The following is a 21,475-nucleotide window of genomic DNA, read 5'->3' as shown; positions in this document are numbered from 1 at the left end:
CGCGGTGTTGGGGACGGGTCGTTGAGGTGGCTGCCGGCGCCGGAGGGTGTGCTGTTTTTCGCGCGTGAGCCGGGGTTCGAGTGTGTGGTGAATCTGTCTGCTGAGCCGTTCGTGTTGCCGGAGGGTGTGCGGGTGTTGCTGGCCAGTGTGCCGCTGGTGGGTGGCCGGGTGCCGCCGGATGCTGCCGTGTGGCTGGTCAGGAAGTGACGAGGCGGATCCAGCGGTAGCCGTGGCCGGCGATGGCCACGTCCGCGGGGTCGATCCGGTCGTCGTAGCCGCTGTCTTCGAACACCGCCATCGCGACGTCGTCCGCCTCGGCCGGGATGCGGAGGCGGCAGGCGGTGGGGCCCAGGTTGTGCACGAACACCATGCGGCCCTTCGCCGTTTCGGCCCGGTGCACCAGCACCTCCGGCGGGCCGCCGTCGACGGGCTCGTGCCGGCCGACGGCGATCTCCGGGCACTCCTTGCGGGTGTGCAGCACCCGCTCGAACCAGGTGAGCAGGCTGTTCGCGTCCCGGCGCTGGCCGAGGACGTTGACCCGCTCGTACCCGAACGGCCCGCCTTCGACGAGCGGGGCGACCAGCTGCTCGGCAGGCGCGCGGGAGAACCCGCCGTTGGGCCCGTCGGACCACTGCATCGGCGTGCGGATCGCGGTGCGCTCGGGCAGCGTCAGGTCCTCGCCCATGCCGATCTCGTCGCCGTACCGCAGCACGGGGCTGCCCGGCATGGTGAGCAACAGGCTGTAGGCCAGTTCCAGCCGCCGCCGGTCGCCGTCCAGCATGCAGGCCAGCCGGCGCCGGATGCCGCGGTCGTAGAGCTGCATGTGGGGCTCCGGCCCGAACCGGCCGATCACGTCACCGCGTTCGGCGGGGGACAGGCCGCCGAGGTCGACCTCGTCGTGGTTGCGCAGGAAGGTGGCCCACTGCGCCTGGCCCGGTAGCCGCGGCGAGTGCCGCAGCCGCTCGCGGACCGGCTCCGCGTCGCCGCGGGCCAGCCCGAGCATCAGGGCCTGGTTGAGCCGGAAGTCGAAGAGCATCGTCGCGCGGCTCGCCTCGTCGTCCGCGGTGCCGAAGTACTCGAGCAGCTCGTCCTCGGGCACGTTCGCCTCGGCGAGCAGGATGGCGTCCCCGCGTTGCCAGGAAGCGGTTTCCCGCAGCCGCCGGAGGAGGCCGAAGTCCCGTCGCCCGCGCGACTCGATGAGGAACGGGGCCGCGTCGATCCGGAAGCCCGCGACGCCGAGCCGCAGCCAGAAGGTGACGATCTTGGCCAGCTCGGCCGCCACCTCCGGGTGTTCGACGTCGAGCTCGGGCTGGAAGCGGTAGAACCGGTGCCGGTACCAGCGGCCGACGGACTCGGCGTAGCTCCAGGTCTCCTCTTCGGACCCGGGGAACACGCCGCCGTCCCACCGGTCGGCGGGCTCGTGGTCGGCCCACACGTACCAGTCGTGGTACGGCGCCTCCCGGCCCGAAAGCGCCGACCGGAACCACGGGTGCTCGTCGCTGGTGTGGTTGACCACCAGGTCCAGCACGATCCGGATGCCGGCCTCGTCGGCCTGGCTCACGAGTTCGGCGAAGTCGCCGAGCGTGCCGAAGCGCGGGTCGATGCCGTAGTAGTCGGTGATGTCGTAGCCGCCGTCGCGCCGCGGCGAGGGGTGACACGGGTTGAGCCAGATGGTGTCCACCCCGAGCCGGCCGAGGTAGTCCAACCGCTCGGTGAGGCCGCACAGATCACCGACCCCGTCGTCATCGGAGTCCTGAAAGGTCTCGATGTCGAGGGAGTAGATCACTCCGTTGCGGTACCACCGATCCACGATGCGGCGGCTACCCGTGCGCCTCCCCGGCAAACTCAATCATGGGCCCGCGCCAGGTGCTGGCCGCGAAGGATGGCGTAGAGGTGGTCCGGGTCGTGGGGGAACGGAAAGCCCATGGCGCAGGCCCGTTCGGCGTCCTGCCGGATGCCGCGCAGCGCACCGGGGGACAGTTCCCGGACGCCCGGGCCTTCGGAGCGCAGCCAGTCGAGCAGGTCGTCCCACCCGGCCCAATCGCCGGCCGCCAGCACCGTCCCCACCGTGGCGCGGTCGAACTCTTCCGCGCGCAGATCGTCGTCGGTCGTCGTTTCGTCCTTTTCGGTCATGGAAGGGCCGTACCCGGTGCTCCGGGCGGCAAACTTCCGGCCGGGTTTGGCGGTGGCCAAGCCGGGAACCCGAAGGGCTCCCTTCGAGGAAAGGCTCGAGCATGACCGCCCAGCGTGCGCCGGAGGCCCTGGTGGTGGGCCTGCTGACCGATGACGGGTTGCCGGGGCAGCTCGCTGGGAGAATCGCGGACGACCTGCCCGCCCGCCTGGCCCGCGACCTCGGCGAGGAGACGAGCTGGCGCGTCGAGCACGAGACGCAGTCCCTTCCCCTGAACGAGGAGGGTGACATTCCCATGCTGGCCCTGGCGGAGGAGCGCCGGGCCGAACACGGCTGGGACCTGCTGGTGCTGATCACCGACCTCCCGCGGCGAGCCGGGACGGTCCCGATCGCGTCGGACTACAACGGCGACCACGGCGTGGCGATGGTGTCCCTGCCCGCGCTCGGTGCCCTGCGGCTGCGCGGCCGGGCGTCCCGGCTGGTCATCCACCTGGTCCGGCACCTGGTGGCCCACCGCTCGGAGAAGGAGGCCGATCCGCCGCGGGGGATCCTCGACCGGCTGCGGGAGCTGGTGACGCCGACGCGGCACATCCGCGGCCGCGGCGCCGCCGACGAGCACCTGGCCCTGGTGGGTGTGCGCGGCCGCTTGCGCCTGCTCGCGGGGATGATCCGCGACAACCGCCCGTGGCGGCTGGTGCCCAACCTTGCCGGAGCCACCGCGGCCGCGGCGGCCACCGCCGCGTACGGCATCATCACCACCTCGTTCTGGAAGCTCGCCGAGGCCTTGCCCGCGCTGCGGCTGGCCGGGATCACGGTCCTGGCGATCGTGGTCATGTCGGGCTGGCTGATGGTGCACAACCACCTCTGGGACTCCCCGTCCGGGCACTCCGAACGGCAGAAAGCCTTGCTGTACAACGCCTCGACCGCACTGACGCTGTCGATCGGCGTCGCCTGCATGTACGCCATCCTTTTTGTGCTGGCCCTGGTGGCGTCGATCGTCCTGATCGAAGGCTCCTACTTCGGGGAGGTCCTCGGCCATCCGGCCGGGCCGGCTTCGTACCTCAAGCTGGTGTGGCTGTCGACCTCCGTGGGCATCGTCGCCGGGGCGGTGGGGTCGAGCGTCGAGGACGAGGACCGCGTCCGCCGGGCGACCTACAGCCGCCGTGAGCGGGAGCGGCAGCAGCGCAACCGCGAGCGCGCCGAGGAAGCCGAAAGCGGTGACGATTAAGCGGTCATCGGGCTTTGAGGGGCTTCGGCGACCGTGCCGGAAATCGCGTCCGTGGGCATCATCGCGGGGGTGGTGGGGTCCAGCGTCGAAGACGAGAACCGTGTCCGCTGGGCGACCTATAGCCGTCGTGAGCGGGAGCGGCAGCGGCGGAATCGCGAGCGTGCGTAGGAAGCCGGAAACGGCGGTGATGACCGAGCGGTCGCCGGGCTTCGAGGGCTTCGAGGGCTTCGGCGATCGTGCCGAGGACGCCGATAACGGTGACGACTGAGCCGTCACCGTCACTCTCGTGAGGATGGGGGTAGCCCGGCGCCTTCCCGCTGCTAGGTCCGGTTCGCGGCCCGCTTGACGGTCTTGATCACCGGCGCGGTCTCGATGTGGGTTATGGCGGGCAGCGCGGCCACCCGGGTGGTCAGGTACCGGTACAGCTCCTGCTGACCCGCGCACACCACGCTCGCGAACAGGTTCGTCGGCCCGGTCGTGGCGGCGGCGAACGCGATCTCCGGGTGCCCGGCCAGTGCCGCGCCGGCTTCCTCGAGATGGGTGGGGCTGACCGAAAGCCAGAGCAGGGTCCGGGGGCCGACGCCGAACATGCGTCCGTCGACGTCGATGTCCAGGTACAGCAGGCCGCGTTCACGGAGTTCGGTCATCCGGCGCCGGACCGTCGTCGGCGACCAGCCGGTCACCGCGGCCAGGTGCTCGAACTCGGCGCGGCCGTCGGTGGCCAGCGCGGCGAGGAGCTTGCGGTCCCCGTCGTCGAGCCGGACCGGGCCGGGGCGGTGCGGCACCGGGCTCGCGCGCAGCCGCTCGATCGCCGCCTCGTCCAGCGAGCCGAGCTTGGCGACCAGGCTGTCCGGGCCGCCGTAGAACGCGTGCAGCACGGAGTGCGCGGTCACGCCCTCCACCCGCGGGGTGCGGGGGAGCTTGGCCAGCAGCAACGCCTCGCTGTCGGCCGCGCTTTCGGTGCGGACCGTGCAGGTGATCTCCGTGCCGCCGGAGGTGATGCTCACCCAGGACGTGTCGGGGCGCCGCGCCAGCGCTTCGGCGACCGGGACCGACGCGGCGGGCGCGCAGCGCAGCCGCAGGAACCACAGCACCGCGCCGAGCGCCGTCGGATCGACCCCGCCGACGACGCGAACCGCGCCGGCCGACCGCAGCCGGGCGTACCGGCGGGCGATGGTGCGATCCGACACGCCGAGAACTTCGCCGATCGTGCTGAACGGGGCGCGTCCGTTGACTTGCAAGGCGTGCACGAGCCGGCGATCCAGCTCGTCGTAGTCGGATTCCACCGGAATGAGCCTAATCGTTGCCTGATATCGACGCGAACGAGCGTGTTTCTGGCGCCTCGGCGTCGGCGGGCGGAGCGTGGCCCAGGTCCTGATCGACACAACCCGGGGGAAAACCCATGGACACCGAAGTACTCGTCGTCGGCGCCGGTCCGACCGGCCTGGTCCTGGCCGATGAACTGCGGGTGGCGGAGGTGCCGGCCGTGCTGGTCGACAAGCTGCCCGAGCGCAGCGCGCTGTCGAAGGCGGGCGGCGTGCAGTCCCGCACGCAGGAAGCCTTCGACCAGCGCGGTCTGCTGGATGCGTTGCTGGCCACCGGAGACCACCCGGCCGGCACCGCGCACTTCGCCGGCATCACGCTCCCGCTCACCAGGGACCGGCACCGCCATCCGTGGCGGTCCATCCCGCAGGTGGTGATCGAGGGTTTCCTCGAGCGACACCTTGCGGCACAAGACATCCACGTGCGACGCAACCACGAACTGACCGGCCTCGCCCAGGACGCGGACGGCGTCACCGCGACCTTCGCCGGCGGCGGCGTTCTCCGCTCGCGTTACGTGGTCGCGGCCGACGGCGGCCACAGCACGGTGCGGAGGTTGCTGGGAGCCGAGTTCCCCGGGAGGCCGGGCACGGTGACCTTGGTCGCCGCCGACGTGCGGCTGGGTGGCGAGGACCAGGCCATGACGCACACCCGGAGCGAGACCGGGCACTGGGTGTCGGTGTTCCCGCTCGGCACCGATCCGCAGGGCCGGCCGCTGCGCCGGCTTTCGATGGGCGGGCCGGGCCGATCACGGCCGCGAGAGGCTCCGGTCACCGAAGACGAGATCCGCGAAGGCTTGCGTGCCGTCTTCGGTGACCGGGTGCCACTGCTCGAATTGCGCTATGCCCGCCGTATCACCAACGCGGCCCGGCAGGCCGCGCGGTACCGGCACGGGCGGGTGTTCCTGGCCGGCGACGCCGCCCACGTCCACCTCCCGATCGGCGCGCAGGGGATGAACACCGGGATCCAGGACGCGCTCAACCTCGGGTGGAAACTCGGAGCCGCGGTGCACGGCTGGGCCCCGGCCCACCTGCTCGACACCTACCACGCCGAACGCCATCCGGTGGCGGCCGGCGTCCTGCGCAACGTCCAGGCGCAGAGCCTGCTGATGGACCAGGAGGGCACCCGAGACCCGGATGTGGCTGCCGCCAAGCACTTGTTCGCCGGCCTGACACAGCTGCGAGAAGTGCAGCACCACCTCGACGACACGTTGTCCGGAATGGGAATCCGCTACCCGATGCCCGGCACCGAGGGCCGGCCGCTGGTCGGCTTTCCGGCGCCGGACCAGGACCTCGGCCCGGTCCGGTCGCACGAATTGCTGCGGCCCGCGCGCGGCGTCCTCATCGACCCGGCCGACGGGTTCGCCGAGATCGCCGCCCCTTGGCAGGACCGGGTCGACCGGGCGGGGCAGGGCGTCACGGCCGAGCCGATGCTCATCCGCTCGGACGGCTACGTGTGCTGGACCCCCGCCGCCGGCCCGGACAACGGCACGGCCGGCCTCGAATCGGCGCTCCGCCACTGGTTCGGCGAGCCGCACTGAGGACCCGAGCTTTCGTTGGTGATTCAGAGCTTCCCGAGAAGCGCGCGGAGAGTGTCGCATCGCCGAGGGTGACTTCCCAAGACGAAGCGGCCGTTCGGCTGCTTCACTTCCTGCACGTGTTCGATCGGCGAAGGGGAGGAGCGGCAAATGCGCTCGTTCTAGAGCAAATTGGCGACCGTGGGCACGGCGGCGGTGCTGATGCACTTTCTCCGGTGCTCGCCGAGGTGGGTGGCCCGAAGGCCGGCCTCCGGCAGTGGCACCGGAGGCCGGCGGCGGCAAGTTACGAGCGCACGAACGTCCACGTCACCGGGATGTTCCCCAGGCCGGGGTCGGCCAGCTGGGCGAACGCCGGCGCGCTGAGGTCGATGTGCGCGCTGTCGCAGCTCGGGCACTTGTCGACCACGGGCACCGTGATGGTCCGGCCGTTGTACGACACGCGGATGGACGCGCCCCGGCACAGGGGGTCGTTGTTCGGGTTGGCGGTGGTCCAGTACGCGGCCGGCGCCGCGACGAGCATCTGCGTGGCGGCGTTGATCTGCGTGCCGCAGGCGCCGAAGCCGGCGTCGTTGTAGTAGGTCGCCCGCCCATTGATCGGCTGGTCGAAGGGAATGTCGGCCCATGCCGTCCCGCTCGTCGTCAGGGGAAGCGCGGCAGCGGCGGCCAGTACGGCGAGCGACTTGATGGTCTTGCGCATGAGGTCCCTTTCCGTTGTGTTCCGGAAGTGCCTGTGCCGCGCCGAACAGTACTGCTCCGCGCAATACCTGGCTATGACAAAGAATTGTCCGGACAAGATCGGCTGACATCGTTGACAACGGGAAGGAATTCGGTCAATTCGAAATCATTTGCCGCGGTGGTCCGGCATTCCGGAAATCGTCGCTCAGCAGCCTTTGAAGTGATCGTCCGCGGCCCAGCCGGTGTTGGCCCAGGACTGCGCCGACGCCGGTGCGAAGCCGGGGAACAGCTTCGCCAGCTCGGCGAGCAGCCAGCTGGTGAAGCGGGCGGCGCCCTGGGGGCAGGTGTGAATGCCGTCGGCGCTGCGGTCCGCCTTGCCGTCCTTGACCTGCTGATAAGCGGTGCCCCACACCGTGCCCGCGTCGAGAACCGCGGCCTTGCCCGTGGCTGCGACCTCCCGGGCGACCTCGGAAGTGCGGTTCAGGTCGGCCAGGTGCGGCTGGTAGAAGTCGTCGGGCTTGATCGGGGGTGTGGTGACGAAGACCAGTTTCGCGCCGGCCGCGGTGACCGTCGTCGACAGCTTGCCGTAGGCGGCCTGCTGCTCTTCCCTGCTGCCCCAGTCGTACGTGGTCAGCTGGTAGACGACCACGGCGGGACGGGCCGACGTGATCTGCCCGGGCAGCTTCCGCCAATTCTCCTCGGAGAACGGTCCGACGACGTTTCCGCCGCCGTCGGCGGCGATCGACTGGAACTCGACGCCGCTCGCCTTGAACGCGGCGGCCAGGGGCAGTGCCTCGCCCGCGGCGACGGAGTCGCCGAGGAAAAGCACCTTGCCCGGTCCGCTTCCGTTCGCCGGTGCCGGCGCGGCGGTCGTCGTGGCCCCGCTGGAGCAGGCGGTGATCAGCAAAAGCAGGCCGGCCACGCCGAGGAGGGGAATTCGCGTTTTGCTCATGGCTTCGACGGTGCCGCCGCCGTGTCCGCGCGCTTCCGCTGTCTTGTCCCGGTCGTGTCGCAAGAACCGGCCCGGCCGGCGCGGATTGTCCATACTGGACGGGTGGCGGCGATTCTGCTGATCGAAGACGACCCCTTGGTCCGGCGCGGGCTCGAGCTCGCGCTGGGCCGGCACGGCCACGACGTCCGCACGGCGGAGACCGGCGAGGACGGCCTGCGTCAGTTCCGCTCGGCCCCGCCGGACCTGGTGGTGCTCGACCTGATGCTGCCGGGCATCGACGGGTTCGAGGTCTGCCGCGGCATCCGAGCCGCCGGCTCGGTACCGGTGATCATGCTGACCGCCCGCGGCGACGACTTCGACGTCGTCGGCGGCTTGGCGGCGGGCGCGGACGACTACGTCGTCAAACCGGCGCGGCCCACCGTGATCGACGCGCGGATCCGCGCGGTGCTGCGCCGCGGCACGAGCGCCCCGGACGGCGTGCGGGTGCACCGCGACCTGCGCATCGACACCACGTCGCTGACGGTGTCGGCGCGCGGCGAGCCGGTCTCCCTGACGCCGACCGAGCTGCGGCTGCTGCTGACCTTGTCGCGGGCCCCCGGCCGGGTGTTCAGCCGGCAGCAGCTGCTCGAAGAGGTGTGGGAGCACGACTACCTCGGCGACTCCCGGCTGGTCGACAACTGCGTGCAGCGGCTGCGGGCGAAGATCGAGGCCGATCCGGCGACGCCGGAGTACGTGCAGACCGTACGCGGGTTCGGCTACCGGTTCGGACCGGTGTGAGGACCGGCTCGCCGGAGTCCGGGGCCCGGCCGCGGACAAGGCTCCGGCCGCGTGGCCTGCGCGCCCGGCTGCTCGTCGCGTTCGTGCTGGTGACGGTGCTCGGCGCCGCCGCGGCGGCGTGGTCGAGCGCGGGGTCGGCGAGCACCGCGCTGGTCACCTCGACGCAGCAGCGGATCACCGAGGGCATCGCCGGCCGGCTCGGCGCGATCACCCCGTTGCTGACCTATCCGCCGGACCAGGACGCGCTCGACCGGCTGCGCACGGCCGCCGGGGGGAACACCGTGGTCACCTACCGGGACCTGCGGTCCTCGGCCGGCCCCGATCTGGTCCCCGACACGCTGCGCACCGCCGTGCGCAGCCGGAACCGGCTCGTCACGCAGCGGGTCACGGCCGGGAGCCGGCCGTGGCTGGTGGTCGGCACGCCCATCACGATCACCGCGCCGGACGGGGCCCGCACCCCGTCCGGCATCGAGGTGTACTCCGCGCACGACCTGACCGACGTCGAACGGCAGATCGACGAACTCACCCGGTCCGCGACCGTCACCGCCGCCCTCGCGCTGCCGCTGGCGGTGCTGCTGGCGCTGCTGGCCGCGGGCAGCGTGCTGCGCCCGGTGCGCGATCTCCGCGACACGGCCCGCCGGCTGGCCGGCGGCGACCTCGACGCGCGGTCGCCGCCCCAGGGCGCCGACGAGCTGGCCGAACTGACCGTCACCGTCAACGCGATGGCCGAGTCGGTGCAGACGTCGATGTCGGCGATGGCGCGGATGCAGGCGGACGCCCGGCGGTTCGCCGCCGACGTCTCGCACGAGCTGCGCACCCCGCTGAGCACCCTGACGGCCGTCGTGGAGGTTCTGGCGGCCACGGCGGACGGGATGGAAGCCGACGCCCGGGAGTCGGCGCAGCTGGCGATCGTCGAGACGCACCGGCTGGTCCGGCTCGTCGAGGACCTGATGGAGGTGGCCCGCTTGGACGCCGGCACCGCGCAGCTGCGGGTGGAGGAGGTCGACGTGGCCGGTGCCGTGCGGGACTGTCTTCGTGCCCGCGGCTGGCCGGACCGGGTCGAGGTGGTGGCACCGGACGGGCTCCTGCTGCGGGTGGACCGGCGCCGGCTGGACGTCATCGTGGCCAACCTGGTCGGCAACGCGCTGCGGCACGGAGCGCCGCCGGTGCGGGTGGCCGTTTCGGAGTCCGGCGAGCGGGTGCGGATCGAAGTCACCGACCGCGGGCCCGGGCTGCCGGCGGACGTGGTGCCGCGCGTGTTCGACCGCTTCTACAAGGCCGACGCCGCGCGCACCCGCACCCCGGGCAGCGGGCTCGGGCTGGCGATCGCGCTGGAGAACGCCCGCCTGCACGGCGGCGACCTCACCGCGGGCAACGCCGGCGGCGGCGGTGCGCGGTTCGTGCTGTCCCTGCCGCGGAACCGGGAGGAGTCGTGAAGCGGATCTGGTGCGTGGCAACGGCTTTCCTGCTCGCGGGCTGCGGGGTCCAGCCCTCCGAAGTGGCCGACGGGGGAGAGGCTCCGACGGGCGTGGCGCCGGGGATGACGCTGTACCTCGTCGACGCCCACGAGCAGCTCCGGCCGGAGCTGCGGCCCACCGGTCACCTGGGTTCGATCTCCGATGCGCTGGCGCTGCTGCTGAGCGTGCCCAGCGGTTCGGACCTGCACACGGAGATCGCGCCGACACCGGTGACGAGGGTCGTCGTGACGCCCACGACGGGCGTGCTCCAGCTGTCGGTGCCGCTGACGATCCACGACGTGACCCCGCTGGGCATCGACCAGCTCGTGTGCACCGCACTGGGTGCCCACGTCCAGGCCGGCGGAGACCGGAGCACGAAGGTGCAGGTCCGTTTCGTCCAGCTCACTCCGGAGTCGGACCGGGTACGGACCTGCCCGCTGATCACAGCCCGGTGATGTCGACGACGACCGGGGCCGGGGCGGGCAGCACCACCCACAGCACGGCCAGCCCGGCCGTCACCGCGGTGAACGCCAGCACCCCGCTCCGGCCCCGGGCCCACCGGGCCCGGAACCGGATCGGGTCCTCGACCAGGTACTTCGACAGCGTGGCCAAGCCGAGGGACACCGCGAGCACCGCCAGCGTGCGGGGCAGGCCGCCGAGCCCGGTGCGCTCCGGGGAAAGCAGCACGAACACGGGCCAGTGCCACAGGTACAGGCTGTAGGAGAGCAGCCCGCACCACCGCAGGGCCGGCCAGGCCAGGGCGGACGTCACCCCCGTTCGCGGCGTCTGTGCACACAGACCGATCAGCAGCGCGGCGGCGAGCGAGTGCGCGAACAGCCCGCCGGTGAACAGCCACGGCGAGGTCGTCCCGTCGGCCAGCGACCACAGGATCCCGATGCCGGCCATGAGCGACGCCGTCACGGCGCCCGCCCACCGGACGGCCGTGCGGGCCAGCACCGCCCGCACCGGCCCGGTGGCGACGAGCGCGCCCAGCAGCAAGGAAAACGCGCGGGTGTCGGTGCCGGTGTAGACCCGGCTCGGATCGCCCGCGCCGGCGAGCGTGACCATCAGCGCCAGCGAACCGACCGAGGCCGTGGCCGCGACCACCGCGACCCAGGTTTCCGGCCGTTTCGCGAATCGGGCGACGACCAGCAGGACCGGCGGCCACAGGAGGTAGAACTGTTCCTCGACGGCGATGCTCCACAGGTGTTCGAAGACCCGCTGCGACCCGAAACGGTCCCAGTAGCCCGCCGACTCGGCGAGCAGGTGCCAGTTGAGCAGGTTCAGCTGCACCCACGGGCCGTCGTCCAGGGTTGTCCGCACCAGGTCCGGCGGTCCGGCCGCCCACACCAGCAAGGTGACCCCGGCGAGCATCGTCACCAGCGCGGGCAGCAGCCGGCGGATCCGGCGGCCCCAGAACGCGCCCAGCGACACCGCGCCGGTCGCCCCGACCTCCCGCAGCAGCAAGTCGGTGATGAGGTAGCCGGAGAGGGTGAAGAACAGGTCCACGCCGAGGAAACCGCCGGGCAGGTGGCCGGTGTGGAACGCCAGCACCCCGAGGATCGCGACCCCGCGCAACCCGTCCAGCGCGGGCAGGTGCGGCTTGCGTTCCGTGGTGCGCGGAACGGCCTCGGCTCGGTTCATGACGCCGACGGTGCCGGGCCCGTGTCGGCAGGCCGTCCCGGTGCCGTCGCGGTCCGGTCGCAGCCGGCGCGATCACCGGCCGCGATACGATGGCTCCTTAAGGTGGGGGAGGCGGCATGGCGGAAGAGCCCTTGCCGGGGGTGGACCTGGAGCATCCCAGCGTGGCCCGGGTCTACGACTGGTATCTCGGCGGCACGGCCAACTGGGCGATCGATCGTGAGTTCGGCAAGAAGGTCCTGACGACGTTCCCGGCCGGGATGTACTGCGCCCGGGCCAATAGGGCCTTTCTGCACCGCGCGGTGCGGCACCTGGTGGCCCGGGGCGTGCGGCAGTTCGTCGACATCGGCTCCGGTGTGCCCACGATGGGCAACGTGCACCAGATCGCCGATGCGGTCGCACCGGACTCCCGGGTCGTCTACATCGACTACGAACCCGTCGCGGTCGCGCACTCCCGGATTTTGCTGGAGCAGCACGGCGACCCCGCCCGCCACGCGGTGATCCACGGCGATCTGCGTGATCCCGACGGCGTCTGGGACGCGGTCGCCCAGACCGGTGTGGTCGACCTCGAACAGCCGCTGGCGCTGCTGGTCACCGCGGTGCTGCACGTTCAGCAGACCGGGCCCGACGGCCGGGACGTGGGTCCGGAAGCCATTGCGCAGTACCGGGACCTGCTGCCGGCGGGTTCGTACCTGGTGCTGTCCCAGATCACCCACGAGGGACTGCCCGAGGACATCGCGGCCCAGCTGCACGCGATCATCCGGATGTACGACGACGACGTCAGCAAGCACGTGCTGCGGTCGAAGGCGGAGTTCGGCGCGCTGTTCGGCGACTTCGCGATGCTGGAGCCCGGCGTCACGTGGACGGCGTCCTGGCACCCCGAGGACGGTGGCCCCGACACGCCCGTGATCGACTTCGCGGACCCCAGCGAGTCCGTGATGCTGGCCGGAGTCGGGCACAAAGCCTGACCCGGAAACGATAGGGTCCGGGTGTGAAGTACCCGGAACTGGAGGCGGCCGTCCTGGAGCTCGTCATCGCGGCGGGCGAGGAGAGCGCCGAGGCGTTCGGCGCCGCGACGATCACCCGGCTGCTCCGGGACGAGGTCCTGGCCGACGCGGGGCAGGATGAACTCACCGAAGACGCCTGGGCCGCGCTGACCCGCGCCCGGGAGTCGATCTTGACCCTCGATGCCGCAGAGCTGCAGACCTTGATCGCCCGGATCGACGAGGGGATCCTCGTGGACGACGACCTGGATCGCGGAATCGTCGCCGCGCTGACCGCGCTCATGCACTGGAGCAGCTACCTCCGGGGCCGGCGGCGAGGCGAGCTCTACGAACTGGCCATCCGCTCGATCGAGGACGTCGACTTCCAGGTGAACGCCGATCTCGACGACGTGCTCGCCACCCCGGAGATGTCCGCGGAGTACGAACGGATCCAGCGGCTCCTCACCGCTCAGCCCGCCTGACGGCGGAACTCGGTTGAGCGCGCGGTCCGGAGAAAGCGCTACCCCCGAGCCAGGCTGTGCGTGAACGGGCCGCGGAGCCAGGCGTTGACCTGCCGTTGTCCGCGCAGCCGAACGATCACCAGGCTCCGGTGCGGGTTCTCGGCGATCACCTGGCGGACCCGCGCGCGCGTCACCGGGTGCCGCCGCCACGACTCCCGGACGATGTGGCCGGGATCGGCGAAGAAGGTGCGCAGCGGCGACTCGACGTTGCCGCCCGCGATCGCGATTCGAACTCGACGAACGGGAGGCCCAGCCGCGCGCAGAGCGTCCGTGCGAGCGTCGTCTTGCCCGCGCCGGGGGGCGCCGGCGACCGCGATGCGCCGGACCGGCTCGACCGGCAGCGGGTCGCGGGGGCCGAGGACTCTCATCGCGGGAGGCCGGGCAGCGGACACCGGCAAACCCTAAGATCGTCCGAACCCATCCGACACCGGTTTTCGCGCCGTAGAGTGCCCGCATGCCCGCCGACAGCGAGTACAGCCGGTTCCTCGACGAACTGCTCCCCGAACTCGAGTTGTCGCTGAGCGAGCGCAAAACCGCCGAAGCGGTGCTGGAGCGGCTTCGCGCCCACTACGCGGGATTGCCCGCGCCCGAACGGGAACCGGGGCGGGTCGCCGTCATCGCGCTCGATCCCTGGCGTGACTGGTCCGCCGAGGTGAAGAGCGCGGTGCTGGTCGCGGACCTGGTGATCTGCGACGACCCGCTGCTGTACGTGCAGGACCACATCGAGCGGTTCGCCCACTTCTACCGGCGGACCTTCGGCAGGCGAACCGGCACCCGGCTACTGGCCCACCTGGCGACGCAGCTCGAGCGGATGTGGGACGTGCTGCCGCTGGTGCGGGCCGGGCTCGTCGTGTTCCGGCCGCTGCGCATGGCGGCCGAGGAGACCGTCACCGCCGTGGAGCGCGCGGTCACCGACCACCTCGGCGACCACCTGGAGATGCTCGGCTACGACGTGCTCGGCTACCCGCAGTGGGTCGAATACCGGCTGCCGTTGCTGGCCGAGCACGCGAAGATCGAGCTGGACCGTGAACTGTGGACGGAATTCGGCATGGGACCGGCCGAGATCGCCCGCTTCACCGTCGAGCCGCGGCTGACCCTGCAGTCCCTGACCACGTGGAACGGGCTGCTGCACGCGGAAGCCGTCGAGGGGACGTTCTGGAGCACGTCCGACGCGTACTGGCGGCTGGCCCGGGACGCGATGAACGGCCTGCACCCCGGGACGCGGCTGCTGTCCTTCGTCGACACGTTCACCCGGCCGGTCCTGGAAGAGGTGCCGACGCGGGACCTGCTCGCGATCCGGGGGAACGACGAGGCGTTCGACGCCTTCCGGCGGCACCTCGCGCTGACCGAAGACCTCATCGGCTCCGATCCGGACGAGGAGCGGTTCCCCGCCGACGTCGCCCGGATCTTCGACGAGGTGTTCCGGCCGAACATCCGTGTCATCGAGAAAGCCATGCGGCGCAACACTTTGCTGCGCGACCTGCCCTTCGTCCTGGCCACCGCGGGCTTCGCCGTGGCCGGTGGGGTGGCGAGCGCCGCGCCACCGGCGGCGACGATCTTCGGTGCCCTGTCGAGCCTCCTGGGCTTCGGTCCCGCGGTCCGGGACGGCCTGCGCCGGGAAGGCAAGGTGCAGCAGGAGCCGGCGTTCGTGTTCTGGAAGCTCGGCGTGCCCGGCACGTCCCCGGCCTGAGTCAGAGCAGCCCGGCGGTGGCCGCCTGCGCGGCGGCCGCCGCTCGCGACGACACGCCCAGCTTGCCGCGGATGTTCGACACGTGGCGGTGCGCGGTGTGGGCGCTGATCCCGAGCCGGCGCGCGATCTCCTGGTCGCTCAACCCCTGCGCGACGAGGCGCAGCACCTCGAGTTCGCGTGCGGAGAGCTCGTGGCGCGGCGAACCGGCCCGGCGGGCGGGCCGGCCGGCGCCGAGGAACTCCCGCACGGTGCGGACGAGCGCGTCCACGTCCCCGCGCCAGGGCAGGTGGTCGGTGCCGTCGAGCGGGACGAAACCGGCGCCGGGGATGCGGGCGGCGACGTCCTGACCCAGGACGAACGGGATCGCGCGGTCGTCGCGGCGGTGCAGGACGAGCGTCGGCACCTCGATCTTGCCCAGCTCGTCTCGGACGTCGAACGCGTACACCGCCGCGAGCGAGCGCGCCGCTTTCTCCGCGGTGAGGCTCGCGCGCTGGAACCGGACGAACTCGTCGCGTTCGGCCGGGGTCGCGGTCGGCAGGAACAGGTCGGCGAGCACCCGGGACCCCACGCCCCAATGCCGTCCGACGACCGCCAGCACGGAATCGCGGGCTTCCGCCGTGGCGATCTCGGCGCCGCGGGCGTAGCTGCCGTAGAGGACGAGCCGCTCCACGCGGTCGGGGTGGGCCGCCGCGTACGCCATCGCCGCGCAGCCGCCGGACGATCCGCCGAACAGGCTCACCTTCTCCCCGGCCGCCTCGACGACGGCGCCCAACGCGGCCACTTCGTCCGCGAGCGAGGTGACCAGCGGCCCGGCGGCGTCGGACATGCCGACGCCGGGCCGGTCGTAGCGGACGAGGGTGAACCGGTCGCCGAGCAGGCCGGCGAACCGGCGGAACACCGGGTTCTGCCAGTCCAGTTCGAGGTGCCCGCACCACCAGCCGCCGACGACCAGCGGCGGCCCCGCACCGACGGTGGCCCAGGCGAGGGAGCGCTCGCCGGGGCCACCGGTGAACCGCACGACCTGGTCTTGTCCCGGCATGCCCCGAGCGTAGGCCGTGGCCCCGGCCCGCGTGGCCCGTTCCGGCCAGCCGCCGCGATGGCACGAGCGGGGGATGCGGTGGGTGGCCGGTGACTGATGTGCTGCGTCGCATCGGCGGTGCGGAGGAGGAACGATGACCGGAGGGGACAGCGTGGGGGCACGGGACGGGCTCTGGGACCGGTTCGGGGCGGCACTGTACGAGCCGTTCCTGCGCCGGGGGGAGCGGCTCGGCTTGGCGGAGCGGCGCGGGGAACTGCTGCGGCGCGCGCACGGCCGGGTGGTCGAGATCGGGGCGGGGACCGGGCTCAACGTCGGGCACTACCCCGCGACGGCGGAGGTCGTGCTGACCGAGCCCGTCCCGGCGATGTACCGGCGACTCGAAAAGCGCGTGGCGGGCCACGCCGGGATGCGACCGGTGCAGGCCCCGGCGGACGCGCTGCCGATGGCGGACGCCAGTGTCGACACGATCGTGTCGACACTGGTCCTCTGCACGGTGCCGGACGTCGATCGGGTGCTGGCCGAGCTCGCGCGGGTGCTGCGGCCCGGTGGGCGGCTGCTGTTCTGCGAGCACGTGCGCGCCGAAGAACCGAAACTGGCGCGCCGGCAGACGCAGCTGGCGGGCCCCTGGGCGGCGTTCGCGCAGGGCTGCCGGTGCGATCGCGACACCGTCGCGCTCCTCAAGCAACGGTTCGACATCGAGGACCTGAGCACCGCGCGGTGGCAGGGGATGCCTTCGGTGGTGCACCCGCTGATCATCGGGACGGCGACCCCGGCCCGATGACGCCGTCGGCGGGTCAGCCGTCCCGGGCGGCCCCCAGGAGGGTGTCGGTGGCCCACCGGTAGTCCGGTTTGCCGGAGGGGGAGCGTTCGATACGGGGGACGACGCAGGTCAGCCGGGGGAGCTTGTAGCGGGCGATCAGCGGGGCGAGGTGGGCTTCGAGGTCTTCGCGGCTCACCTCGTCCGCCGCCGGGGCGAGCTGGAGCACGGCCGCGACCTGCTGGCCCCAGCGCGGGTCGGGGATGCCCGCGACGACGGCGTCGGCGACCGAGGGGTGGGACTTGAGGGCGGCTTCGACCTCTTCGGGGTGGATCTTCTCGCCGCCGGAGTTGATGCAGATCGAGCCGCGGCCGAGGAAGCAGACCTTGCCGTCGGTGTCCACTGTGGCCTGATCACCGGTGAGGGCCCAGCGGACGCCGCCGGCTTCGACGAACGTGCGGGCGGTCTTCTCGGGGTCGCCGTAGTAGCCCAGGGCGATGTGGCCGCGGCGGGCCACCTGGCCCACGACCCCGCTGCCGGGGGTGACGGGCCGGAGCGCGTCGTCGAGGACGGTGGTGGTCTCGTTGACGGTGAAGGACCGGCTTTCGTCCACGCCGGCTCCACTGTGGCCGGTCTCGGTGGAGCCGAAGCTGTCCACGATGAACAGCTCGGGCAGGTGCGCGCACAACCGGTCGCGGACCTGCCGGGTGAGCAACGCGCCCGCGCTGGCGATGATCTTCAGCGTCGGCAGGGGCCGGGGCGCCGCGTCGAGGGCTTCGATGAGCGGCATCGCCATCGCGTCGCCGACGATCATCATCGTCTGGCAGCCCTGTTCCTCGATGAGGCGCAGGGCCGGTTCGCCGGCGTACTTGCGGATCAGGCAGACCTTGCTGCCGCCCAGGAAACTGATGAACGAGGCCAGCACGGAGGTGCCGTGCATGAGCGGCGGGGCGGTGAACATCACGAGCGGGTCGGCCGCGGCCGCGCGGGGGCCGGCCTCCTCCGGCTTCGTGAGGCCGGCGGTGCCGGCGGTCATGCCGCCGAAGAGCAGGTCGACGTGGCGCCACACGACACCCTTGGGCAGGCCGGTGGTGCCGCCGGTGTAGATGATCAGCCGGTCGTCGGCGGACCGCGCCGGGAACCCGCCGCGGTCGTCGGGCTGGGCGGCCAGCGCCTCTTCGTACCGCTGGGTACCGAGCCCGGGTTCGCCGGTGCCGACCGCCAGCAGGTGCCGCAGCCGGGGCACGTCCGGCAGGACGGCGGCCACCCGGTCGGCGAACTCGGTGTCGTACACCAGCCCGGCGAGGTCGGCGTTGTCGTAGAGGTAGCGCAGCTCGTCGCGGACGTACCGGAAGTTCACGTTGATCGGCACCGCGCGGATCTTCAGCAGTCCCAGCAGGGTTTCGAGGTATTCCGGGCCGTTCATCAGGTGGCACCCGACGTGGTCGCCCGCCCCGACGCCGGCCGCGGCGAAGTGGTGGGCGAGCCGGTTGGCGCGCCGGTCCAGCTCCCGGTAGGTGAGGGTCCGGCCCGCGCAGTACACGGCTTCCCGGTCGGGGACGGCGTCGGCGATGTCCTCGAAGAGGTCGGCCAGGTTGAACTCCATCACGCCTCCCGCGGGTGCGCGGCGGTGGTGCCGCCGAGGGGGAGGGCGGGCAGGTCGAGCTTGCGGTGGTCCCAGGACCGGGTCCGCTCGACGTCGAGCCGCACGGCGACCCGCTTGGCCAGCATGAACTCGACCATCGGGCGGGTTTCTTCGGTGTAGGGGCCGGTGTACCGCTCCCAGATGTTCACGCCGACGGCCCACAGCGCGTCGGCGTCGTCGACGATCTCGGCGCGGCCTTCGAGGGCGACTCCGCGCAGCGTGTCGTAGGTGTCGCCGGTCTCGACCATGACGGTGACCCGGGGGTTACGGCGCAGGTTCGCGGCCTTCTGCGACTTGGCCTTCGTCTCGAACCAGAGCACGCCGTCGAGCACGGCGTACCACATCGCGACCAGGTGGGGCTGCCCCGACGGGGCGATCGTCGCGAGTGTCGCGACCCGCTGCTCCGTCAAGAACTCGGTGATCTCCGCCGCGGCCATGACGATCTGCCCGCGCTGGTTCACGCCCATGAGAGCCCCTTTGCTCCTCGACGAGACTGTATTTATTTTGAGACATAGTCCAGAATGAGATTATGTCTCAGAGTGAACCGGAAAGCCTCGCGGTCCGCAAGAGGCGGGCGACGAACGCGCGGATCGCCGCGTCGGCGGCCCGGCTGGCGGGCCGGCACGGGGTCGGCGGCACGACGGTGGACCGGATCGCGGCGGACGCCGAAGTCGCGCGCGCGACCTTCTTCCGCTACTTCGACACCAAGGAAAGCGCGGTCGCCGAAGGCATCACCGGGCCGTGGCTCACGCTGGTCACCGGAGCGATCGCCCGCCAGCCGGGCGACCTGCCGGCGAAGGACGCCCTCGTGACGGCGTTCGCCGAACTCGCGGCCGAGTTCCCGGCGCACGCCGGCCAGATCCGGGAGCTGGCCCGGCTCACCCGCTCGTCGACGACGCTCGCCGCGTGGACCGCGCAGGCCTACCAGCGTTACGAGCGAGCCATCGCCGAGCTGCTGGCCCCGCGCTTCGGCGAGCTCCCCGCCCACGACCCGAAGCCGCGCCTGCTGGCGGCACTGGCGATGGCCGCGGTCCGCATCTCCCTCGACGACTGGATCGACCACGGCGGCGAGCTGCCGGACCTCATCCGCCGCGCGCTCGACGCGATCTCCGTCGAGCCGCGCCACGCCGATCGCTAGCCGATTCGTCGCGAGGGCAGGTCACCGCAACGAGTTCAGGAACTCCGCGCCGAAGTCGTGGTCGTCGTCATCATCGTCGGCGGTGTCCGGCGCCGGCTCCGTGAGGTCGAGCGCCGCGAGTGCGGCGATCTCCGCCCGCGTCCGGCCTTCGGCCCCGTCGACGTCCGCCTGTCGTTCGGCTTCGGGGAGGGCGTTCCACGCGTCGATCTCCGCGTGTGCCGTCCCGAGGGTCTTTTCGCTCAGGTACGACCGGTAGAGCAGGTCCTCCGGCTTCGCCCGGCCGGCCAGGACGTCGCGAGCGAAGTCGGCCAGGTCGCCGTCGCCGCGAGCCAGCAGGATCAGCTGGTTGTGCCGCGCGCGCCGGCCCTGTTCGGTGCGCCACGGTGAGATTTCCACGTCAGGTCCCCGGGTGCTTGTAGGGCTCGCCGGGCCAGGATTGGGCGGCGATTTCGCCGTTGCCCGCCACCAGCTCGGACACCGACGCGACCGTGTGCGCCAGCGCGGTGAGCGTGTCGATGGCGCCGCGCAGCGGGGTGGCCTCGGCCAGGATGCCGGCGATGGCCTGGCGCACGGATTCGCCGTCGCTGAGGCCGACGATGCCGAGCAGGGCCAGCTCCAGGGCCTTCCCGATCTTCAGCACCTTGCTGAGCGCCGCGTCCAGCAGGGACTCGAGGGCGATGTCGAGGGCCTGCATGGCGTCGTAGGCCGCGCGGGCGAAGTTCTTGATCTTCCAGCCGGCGTCCGTGCAGAACTTGGCGTGCGCGGCGCAGGCGTACGAATAGTCGGTCAGCCAGGCGCGCGCCGCTTCCCCGGCGTGCCCGGTCCAGCGCTCCTGGATGCCGAGGCGGCCGCGGTCGATGTTCTGCTTGATCTTGCCGAACGCGAGCCCGGTGTCCTCGAACACCATGCCCTGGCGCAGCAGCAGGTCCCAGTCGCCGGTCACCAGCTTCTCGACCACCGTCAGCAGGTCGATCCCGACGATCTTCGTCAGCAGCCCGCGCACCGGCCCGGAGATCGAGGCCCCGCCCGCGATCTTGTCCGCGATCTTCTGGAGCTCGATGTTCCAGCCGCCGAACGCGTCCTCGGCCGGGTTGAGCGACCCCGGGTACGGCTCGAGGGTCCGGGGGTTGAGGGACGCGTTGTCGAAGTCGGTGAAGGTCGCGGCGGTTTCCGGGGAGACGACGCCGTCGGCGGCGATCCGCTCGGAGTGCGCGTCCGGGTAGGACCGGTCGGCCTTCGCCGCGGCCTCGTGGTCGGTCTCGCGGTACAGCTTGGCCACGGCGACGAGCGCGGTGTCGAAGGCGTCGGCCAGCGATTCGGCCTTGCGGTCGTTGGCGAGGCAGAGGGCCTGCCACTGGTCGAGCGGCTGGGCGAGGAGGTTGACCAGCAGCCCTTCGCCCAGCTCGTTCGGGCCGTCGGTGGCCGCGGCATAGAGGCCGGCCGCGGAGCCCGCCCGCCCGGCGAGCGCGCCGAGTTTCCGGATCGCGTCCGGGTCGGCCTGGAAATCGGTGTTGATGGTCGTTCCTCCGGGTTGCGTGTTCGGGTGCGGTGTCCACGCCCGACCAGCCGGACCGGTTTAGTGCCGGTGCCCCGGGTGACACCGGCCGCCGACGGGCCGGCGGACCTCCGGACGTGGCGCACGCCGATCTTCCGGGACGGCACATCGTCTCGCTGCGCAGCGTGATCGCGCGACAGCTGTCACCCGATCGAGTGGCGGGTGGTTACCGCCACCAGGGGCGGTGGCGTTGGGCTGCCACGACGGCGGCCGGCTCGACGAGTTCGGCGAGGCGGGCGGAGGTGTGCTTGATGTGCTCGTGGACCCACAGGGCGCAGGCGAGGTCGCGTACCGAGGCGCCGGGTTGCTGGAGGAGGTCGGGGAAGGCGGCCGCGGTGGTTACCGCCACCAGGGGCGGTGGCGTTGGGCTGCCACGACGGCGGCCGGCTCGACGAGTTCGGCGAGGCGGGCGGAGGTGTGCTTGATGTG

Annotated in this window: 23 protein-coding genes and 1 pseudogene; 11 read left to right on the top strand and 13 right to left on the bottom strand. The window is 72.0% G+C overall.

What is annotated here, in order from left to right; genetic code table 11:
- The first annotated feature begins 21 nt into the window (after positions 1-21).
- Positions 22-207 carry a DUF3459 domain-containing protein gene (locus AB0M30_RS12755; RefSeq protein WP_364583383.1) on the top strand — a complete coding sequence of 62 codons (186 nt, stop codon included), beginning with the start codon at positions 22-24 and terminating at the stop codon, positions 205-207.
- On the opposite strand, the gene AB0M30_RS12750 is transcribed toward AB0M30_RS12755, so the two are convergent.
- Both AB0M30_RS12750 and AB0M30_RS12745 read right to left on the bottom strand, forming a co-directional pair.
- A complete protein-coding gene (locus tag AB0M30_RS12750) occupies positions 197-1,810 on the bottom strand; it encodes an alpha-amylase family protein (protein WP_364583380.1) in 1,614 nt (537 codons plus the stop codon). The genes AB0M30_RS12755 and AB0M30_RS12750 overlap by 11 nt on opposite strands.
- Before the next feature lie 35 nt (positions 1,811-1,845).
- Positions 1,846-2,133, bottom strand: a complete 288-nt coding sequence (locus AB0M30_RS12745) for a hypothetical protein (RefSeq protein ID WP_360167647.1) — start codon at positions 2,131-2,133, stop codon at positions 1,846-1,848.
- Between the two features lie 101 nt (positions 2,134-2,234).
- On the opposite strand from AB0M30_RS12745, the gene AB0M30_RS12740 reads away from it, so the two are divergent.
- Complete coding sequence (locus AB0M30_RS12740; protein WP_364583377.1) at positions 2,235-3,359, top strand: hypothetical protein; 1,125 nt, start codon at positions 2,235-2,237, stop codon at positions 3,357-3,359.
- Between the two features lie 320 nt (positions 3,360-3,679).
- On the opposite strand, the gene AB0M30_RS12735 is transcribed toward AB0M30_RS12740, so the two are convergent.
- A complete protein-coding gene (locus AB0M30_RS12735) occupies positions 3,680-4,645 on the bottom strand; it encodes an Lrp/AsnC family transcriptional regulator (protein WP_364583374.1) in 966 nt (321 codons plus the stop codon).
- Between the two features lie 116 nt (positions 4,646-4,761).
- On the opposite strand from AB0M30_RS12735, the gene AB0M30_RS12730 reads away from it, so the two are divergent.
- Complete coding sequence (locus AB0M30_RS12730) at positions 4,762-6,219, top strand: FAD-dependent monooxygenase (RefSeq protein WP_364583371.1); 1,458 nt, start codon at positions 4,762-4,764, stop codon at positions 6,217-6,219.
- A 280-nt stretch (positions 6,220-6,499) separates the two neighbouring features.
- Here AB0M30_RS12730 and AB0M30_RS12725 read toward each other — a convergent pair whose 3' ends face one another.
- A complete protein-coding gene (locus tag AB0M30_RS12725) occupies positions 6,500-6,913 on the bottom strand; it encodes a cysteine/serine endopeptidase inhibitor (RefSeq protein WP_364583369.1) in 414 nt (137 codons plus the stop codon).
- A 183-nt stretch (positions 6,914-7,096) separates the two neighbouring features.
- Positions 7,097-7,843 (bottom strand): SGNH/GDSL hydrolase family protein, encoded by a 747-nt coding sequence (locus tag AB0M30_RS12720; protein ID WP_364583367.1) that lies wholly within the window; start codon positions 7,841-7,843, stop codon positions 7,097-7,099.
- Positions 7,844-7,945: 102 nt separating this feature from the next.
- Here AB0M30_RS12720 and AB0M30_RS12715 point away from each other — a divergent pair, with 102 nt between their 5' ends.
- From AB0M30_RS12715 to AB0M30_RS12705, 3 genes are read left to right on the top strand one after another with little or no spacing between them, the layout of a single operon-like run.
- Positions 7,946-8,620: a response regulator transcription factor gene (locus AB0M30_RS12715; protein WP_364583365.1), complete on the top strand. Its 675-nt coding sequence runs from the start codon at positions 7,946-7,948 to the stop codon at positions 8,618-8,620.
- A complete protein-coding gene (locus AB0M30_RS12710; protein ID WP_364583362.1) occupies positions 8,617-10,056 on the top strand; it encodes a HAMP domain-containing sensor histidine kinase in 1,440 nt (479 codons plus the stop codon). The genes AB0M30_RS12715 and AB0M30_RS12710 overlap by 4 nt, the downstream gene beginning before the upstream one ends.
- Complete coding sequence (locus AB0M30_RS12705; protein WP_364583361.1) at positions 10,053-10,532, top strand: hypothetical protein; 480 nt, start codon at positions 10,053-10,055, stop codon at positions 10,530-10,532. Before AB0M30_RS12710 ends, AB0M30_RS12705 begins: the two co-directional genes overlap by 4 nt.
- On the opposite strand, the gene AB0M30_RS12700 is transcribed toward AB0M30_RS12705, so the two are convergent.
- A complete protein-coding gene (locus tag AB0M30_RS12700) occupies positions 10,519-11,721 on the bottom strand; it encodes an acyltransferase (protein WP_364583358.1) in 1,203 nt (400 codons plus the stop codon). The two genes, AB0M30_RS12705 and AB0M30_RS12700, sit on opposite strands and share 14 nt — an antisense overlap.
- 116 nt (positions 11,722-11,837) lie before the next feature.
- Here AB0M30_RS12700 and AB0M30_RS12695 point away from each other — a divergent pair, with 116 nt between their 5' ends.
- Together AB0M30_RS12695 and AB0M30_RS12690 are read left to right on the top strand one after the other, a co-directional pair.
- Positions 11,838-12,686 (top strand): SAM-dependent methyltransferase, encoded by an 849-nt coding sequence (locus AB0M30_RS12695; protein WP_364583356.1) that lies wholly within the window; start codon positions 11,838-11,840, stop codon positions 12,684-12,686.
- A 23-nt stretch (positions 12,687-12,709) separates the two neighbouring features.
- Complete coding sequence (locus AB0M30_RS12690) at positions 12,710-13,183, top strand: hypothetical protein (RefSeq protein WP_364583355.1); 474 nt, start codon at positions 12,710-12,712, stop codon at positions 13,181-13,183.
- A gap of 169 nt (positions 13,184-13,352) precedes the next feature.
- On the opposite strand, the pseudogene AB0M30_RS12685 reads toward AB0M30_RS12690, so the two are convergent.
- A pseudogene (locus AB0M30_RS12685) lies at positions 13,353-13,487 on the bottom strand (hypothetical protein); the annotation flags it as partial.
- A 189-nt stretch (positions 13,488-13,676) separates the two neighbouring features.
- On the opposite strand from AB0M30_RS12685, the gene AB0M30_RS12680 reads away from it, so the two are divergent.
- The gene (locus AB0M30_RS12680) at positions 13,677-14,912 is read left to right on the top strand and encodes a hypothetical protein (protein WP_364583353.1); all 1,236 of its coding nucleotides are present in this window, start codon (positions 13,677-13,679) and stop codon (positions 14,910-14,912) included.
- Position 14,913: 1 nt separating this feature from the next.
- Here the strand turns inward: AB0M30_RS12680 and AB0M30_RS12675 are convergent, their stop codons facing one another.
- Positions 14,914-15,951: an alpha/beta fold hydrolase gene (locus AB0M30_RS12675; protein WP_364583352.1), complete on the bottom strand. Its 1,038-nt coding sequence runs from the start codon at positions 15,949-15,951 to the stop codon at positions 14,914-14,916.
- Between the two features lie 133 nt (positions 15,952-16,084).
- Between AB0M30_RS12675 and AB0M30_RS12670 the strand changes: the two genes are divergently transcribed.
- Positions 16,085-16,732, top strand: coding sequence for a class I SAM-dependent methyltransferase (locus tag AB0M30_RS12670; RefSeq protein ID WP_364583349.1), 648 nt, complete (start codon positions 16,085-16,087; stop codon positions 16,730-16,732).
- Between the two features lie 13 nt (positions 16,733-16,745).
- On the opposite strand, the gene AB0M30_RS12665 is transcribed toward AB0M30_RS12670, so the two are convergent.
- Positions 16,746-18,314, bottom strand: a complete 1,569-nt coding sequence (locus tag AB0M30_RS12665; RefSeq protein WP_364583346.1) for an acyl-CoA synthetase — start codon at positions 18,312-18,314, stop codon at positions 16,746-16,748.
- Positions 18,314-18,820: a PPOX class F420-dependent oxidoreductase gene (locus tag AB0M30_RS12660; RefSeq protein WP_364583344.1), complete on the bottom strand. Its 507-nt coding sequence runs from the start codon at positions 18,818-18,820 to the stop codon at positions 18,314-18,316. The genes AB0M30_RS12665 and AB0M30_RS12660 overlap by 1 nt, the downstream gene beginning before the upstream one ends.
- Positions 18,821-18,882: 62 nt before the next feature.
- On the opposite strand from AB0M30_RS12660, the gene AB0M30_RS12655 reads away from it, so the two are divergent.
- On the top strand, positions 18,883-19,491 hold the full coding sequence (locus AB0M30_RS12655; protein ID WP_364583341.1) for a TetR family transcriptional regulator: 609 nt from the start codon (positions 18,883-18,885) through the stop codon (positions 19,489-19,491).
- Between the two features lie 21 nt (positions 19,492-19,512).
- On the opposite strand, the gene AB0M30_RS12650 is transcribed toward AB0M30_RS12655, so the two are convergent.
- From AB0M30_RS12650 to AB0M30_RS12640, 3 genes are all read right to left on the bottom strand, one after another.
- Positions 19,513-19,887, bottom strand: a complete 375-nt coding sequence (locus AB0M30_RS12650) for a hypothetical protein (RefSeq protein WP_364583338.1) — start codon at positions 19,885-19,887, stop codon at positions 19,513-19,515.
- A gap of 1 nt (position 19,888) precedes the next feature.
- Entirely contained in the window at positions 19,889-20,770 is an 882-nt protein-coding gene (locus AB0M30_RS12645; protein WP_364583336.1) for a hypothetical protein, read from the bottom strand.
- Between the two features lie 442 nt (positions 20,771-21,212).
- Positions 21,213-21,395, bottom strand: coding sequence for a hypothetical protein (locus AB0M30_RS12640; protein WP_364583335.1), 183 nt, complete (start codon positions 21,393-21,395; stop codon positions 21,213-21,215).
- Positions 21,396-21,475: the final 80 nt, after the last annotated feature.

It is taken from the genome of Amycolatopsis sp. NPDC051716 (assembly GCF_040681595.1).
Classification (GTDB): Bacteria; Actinomycetota; Actinomycetes; order Mycobacteriales; family Pseudonocardiaceae; genus Amycolatopsis.
Note: the sequence above shows the minus strand (reverse complement) of the source record. Positions and strands in the feature narration are given on the sequence as shown.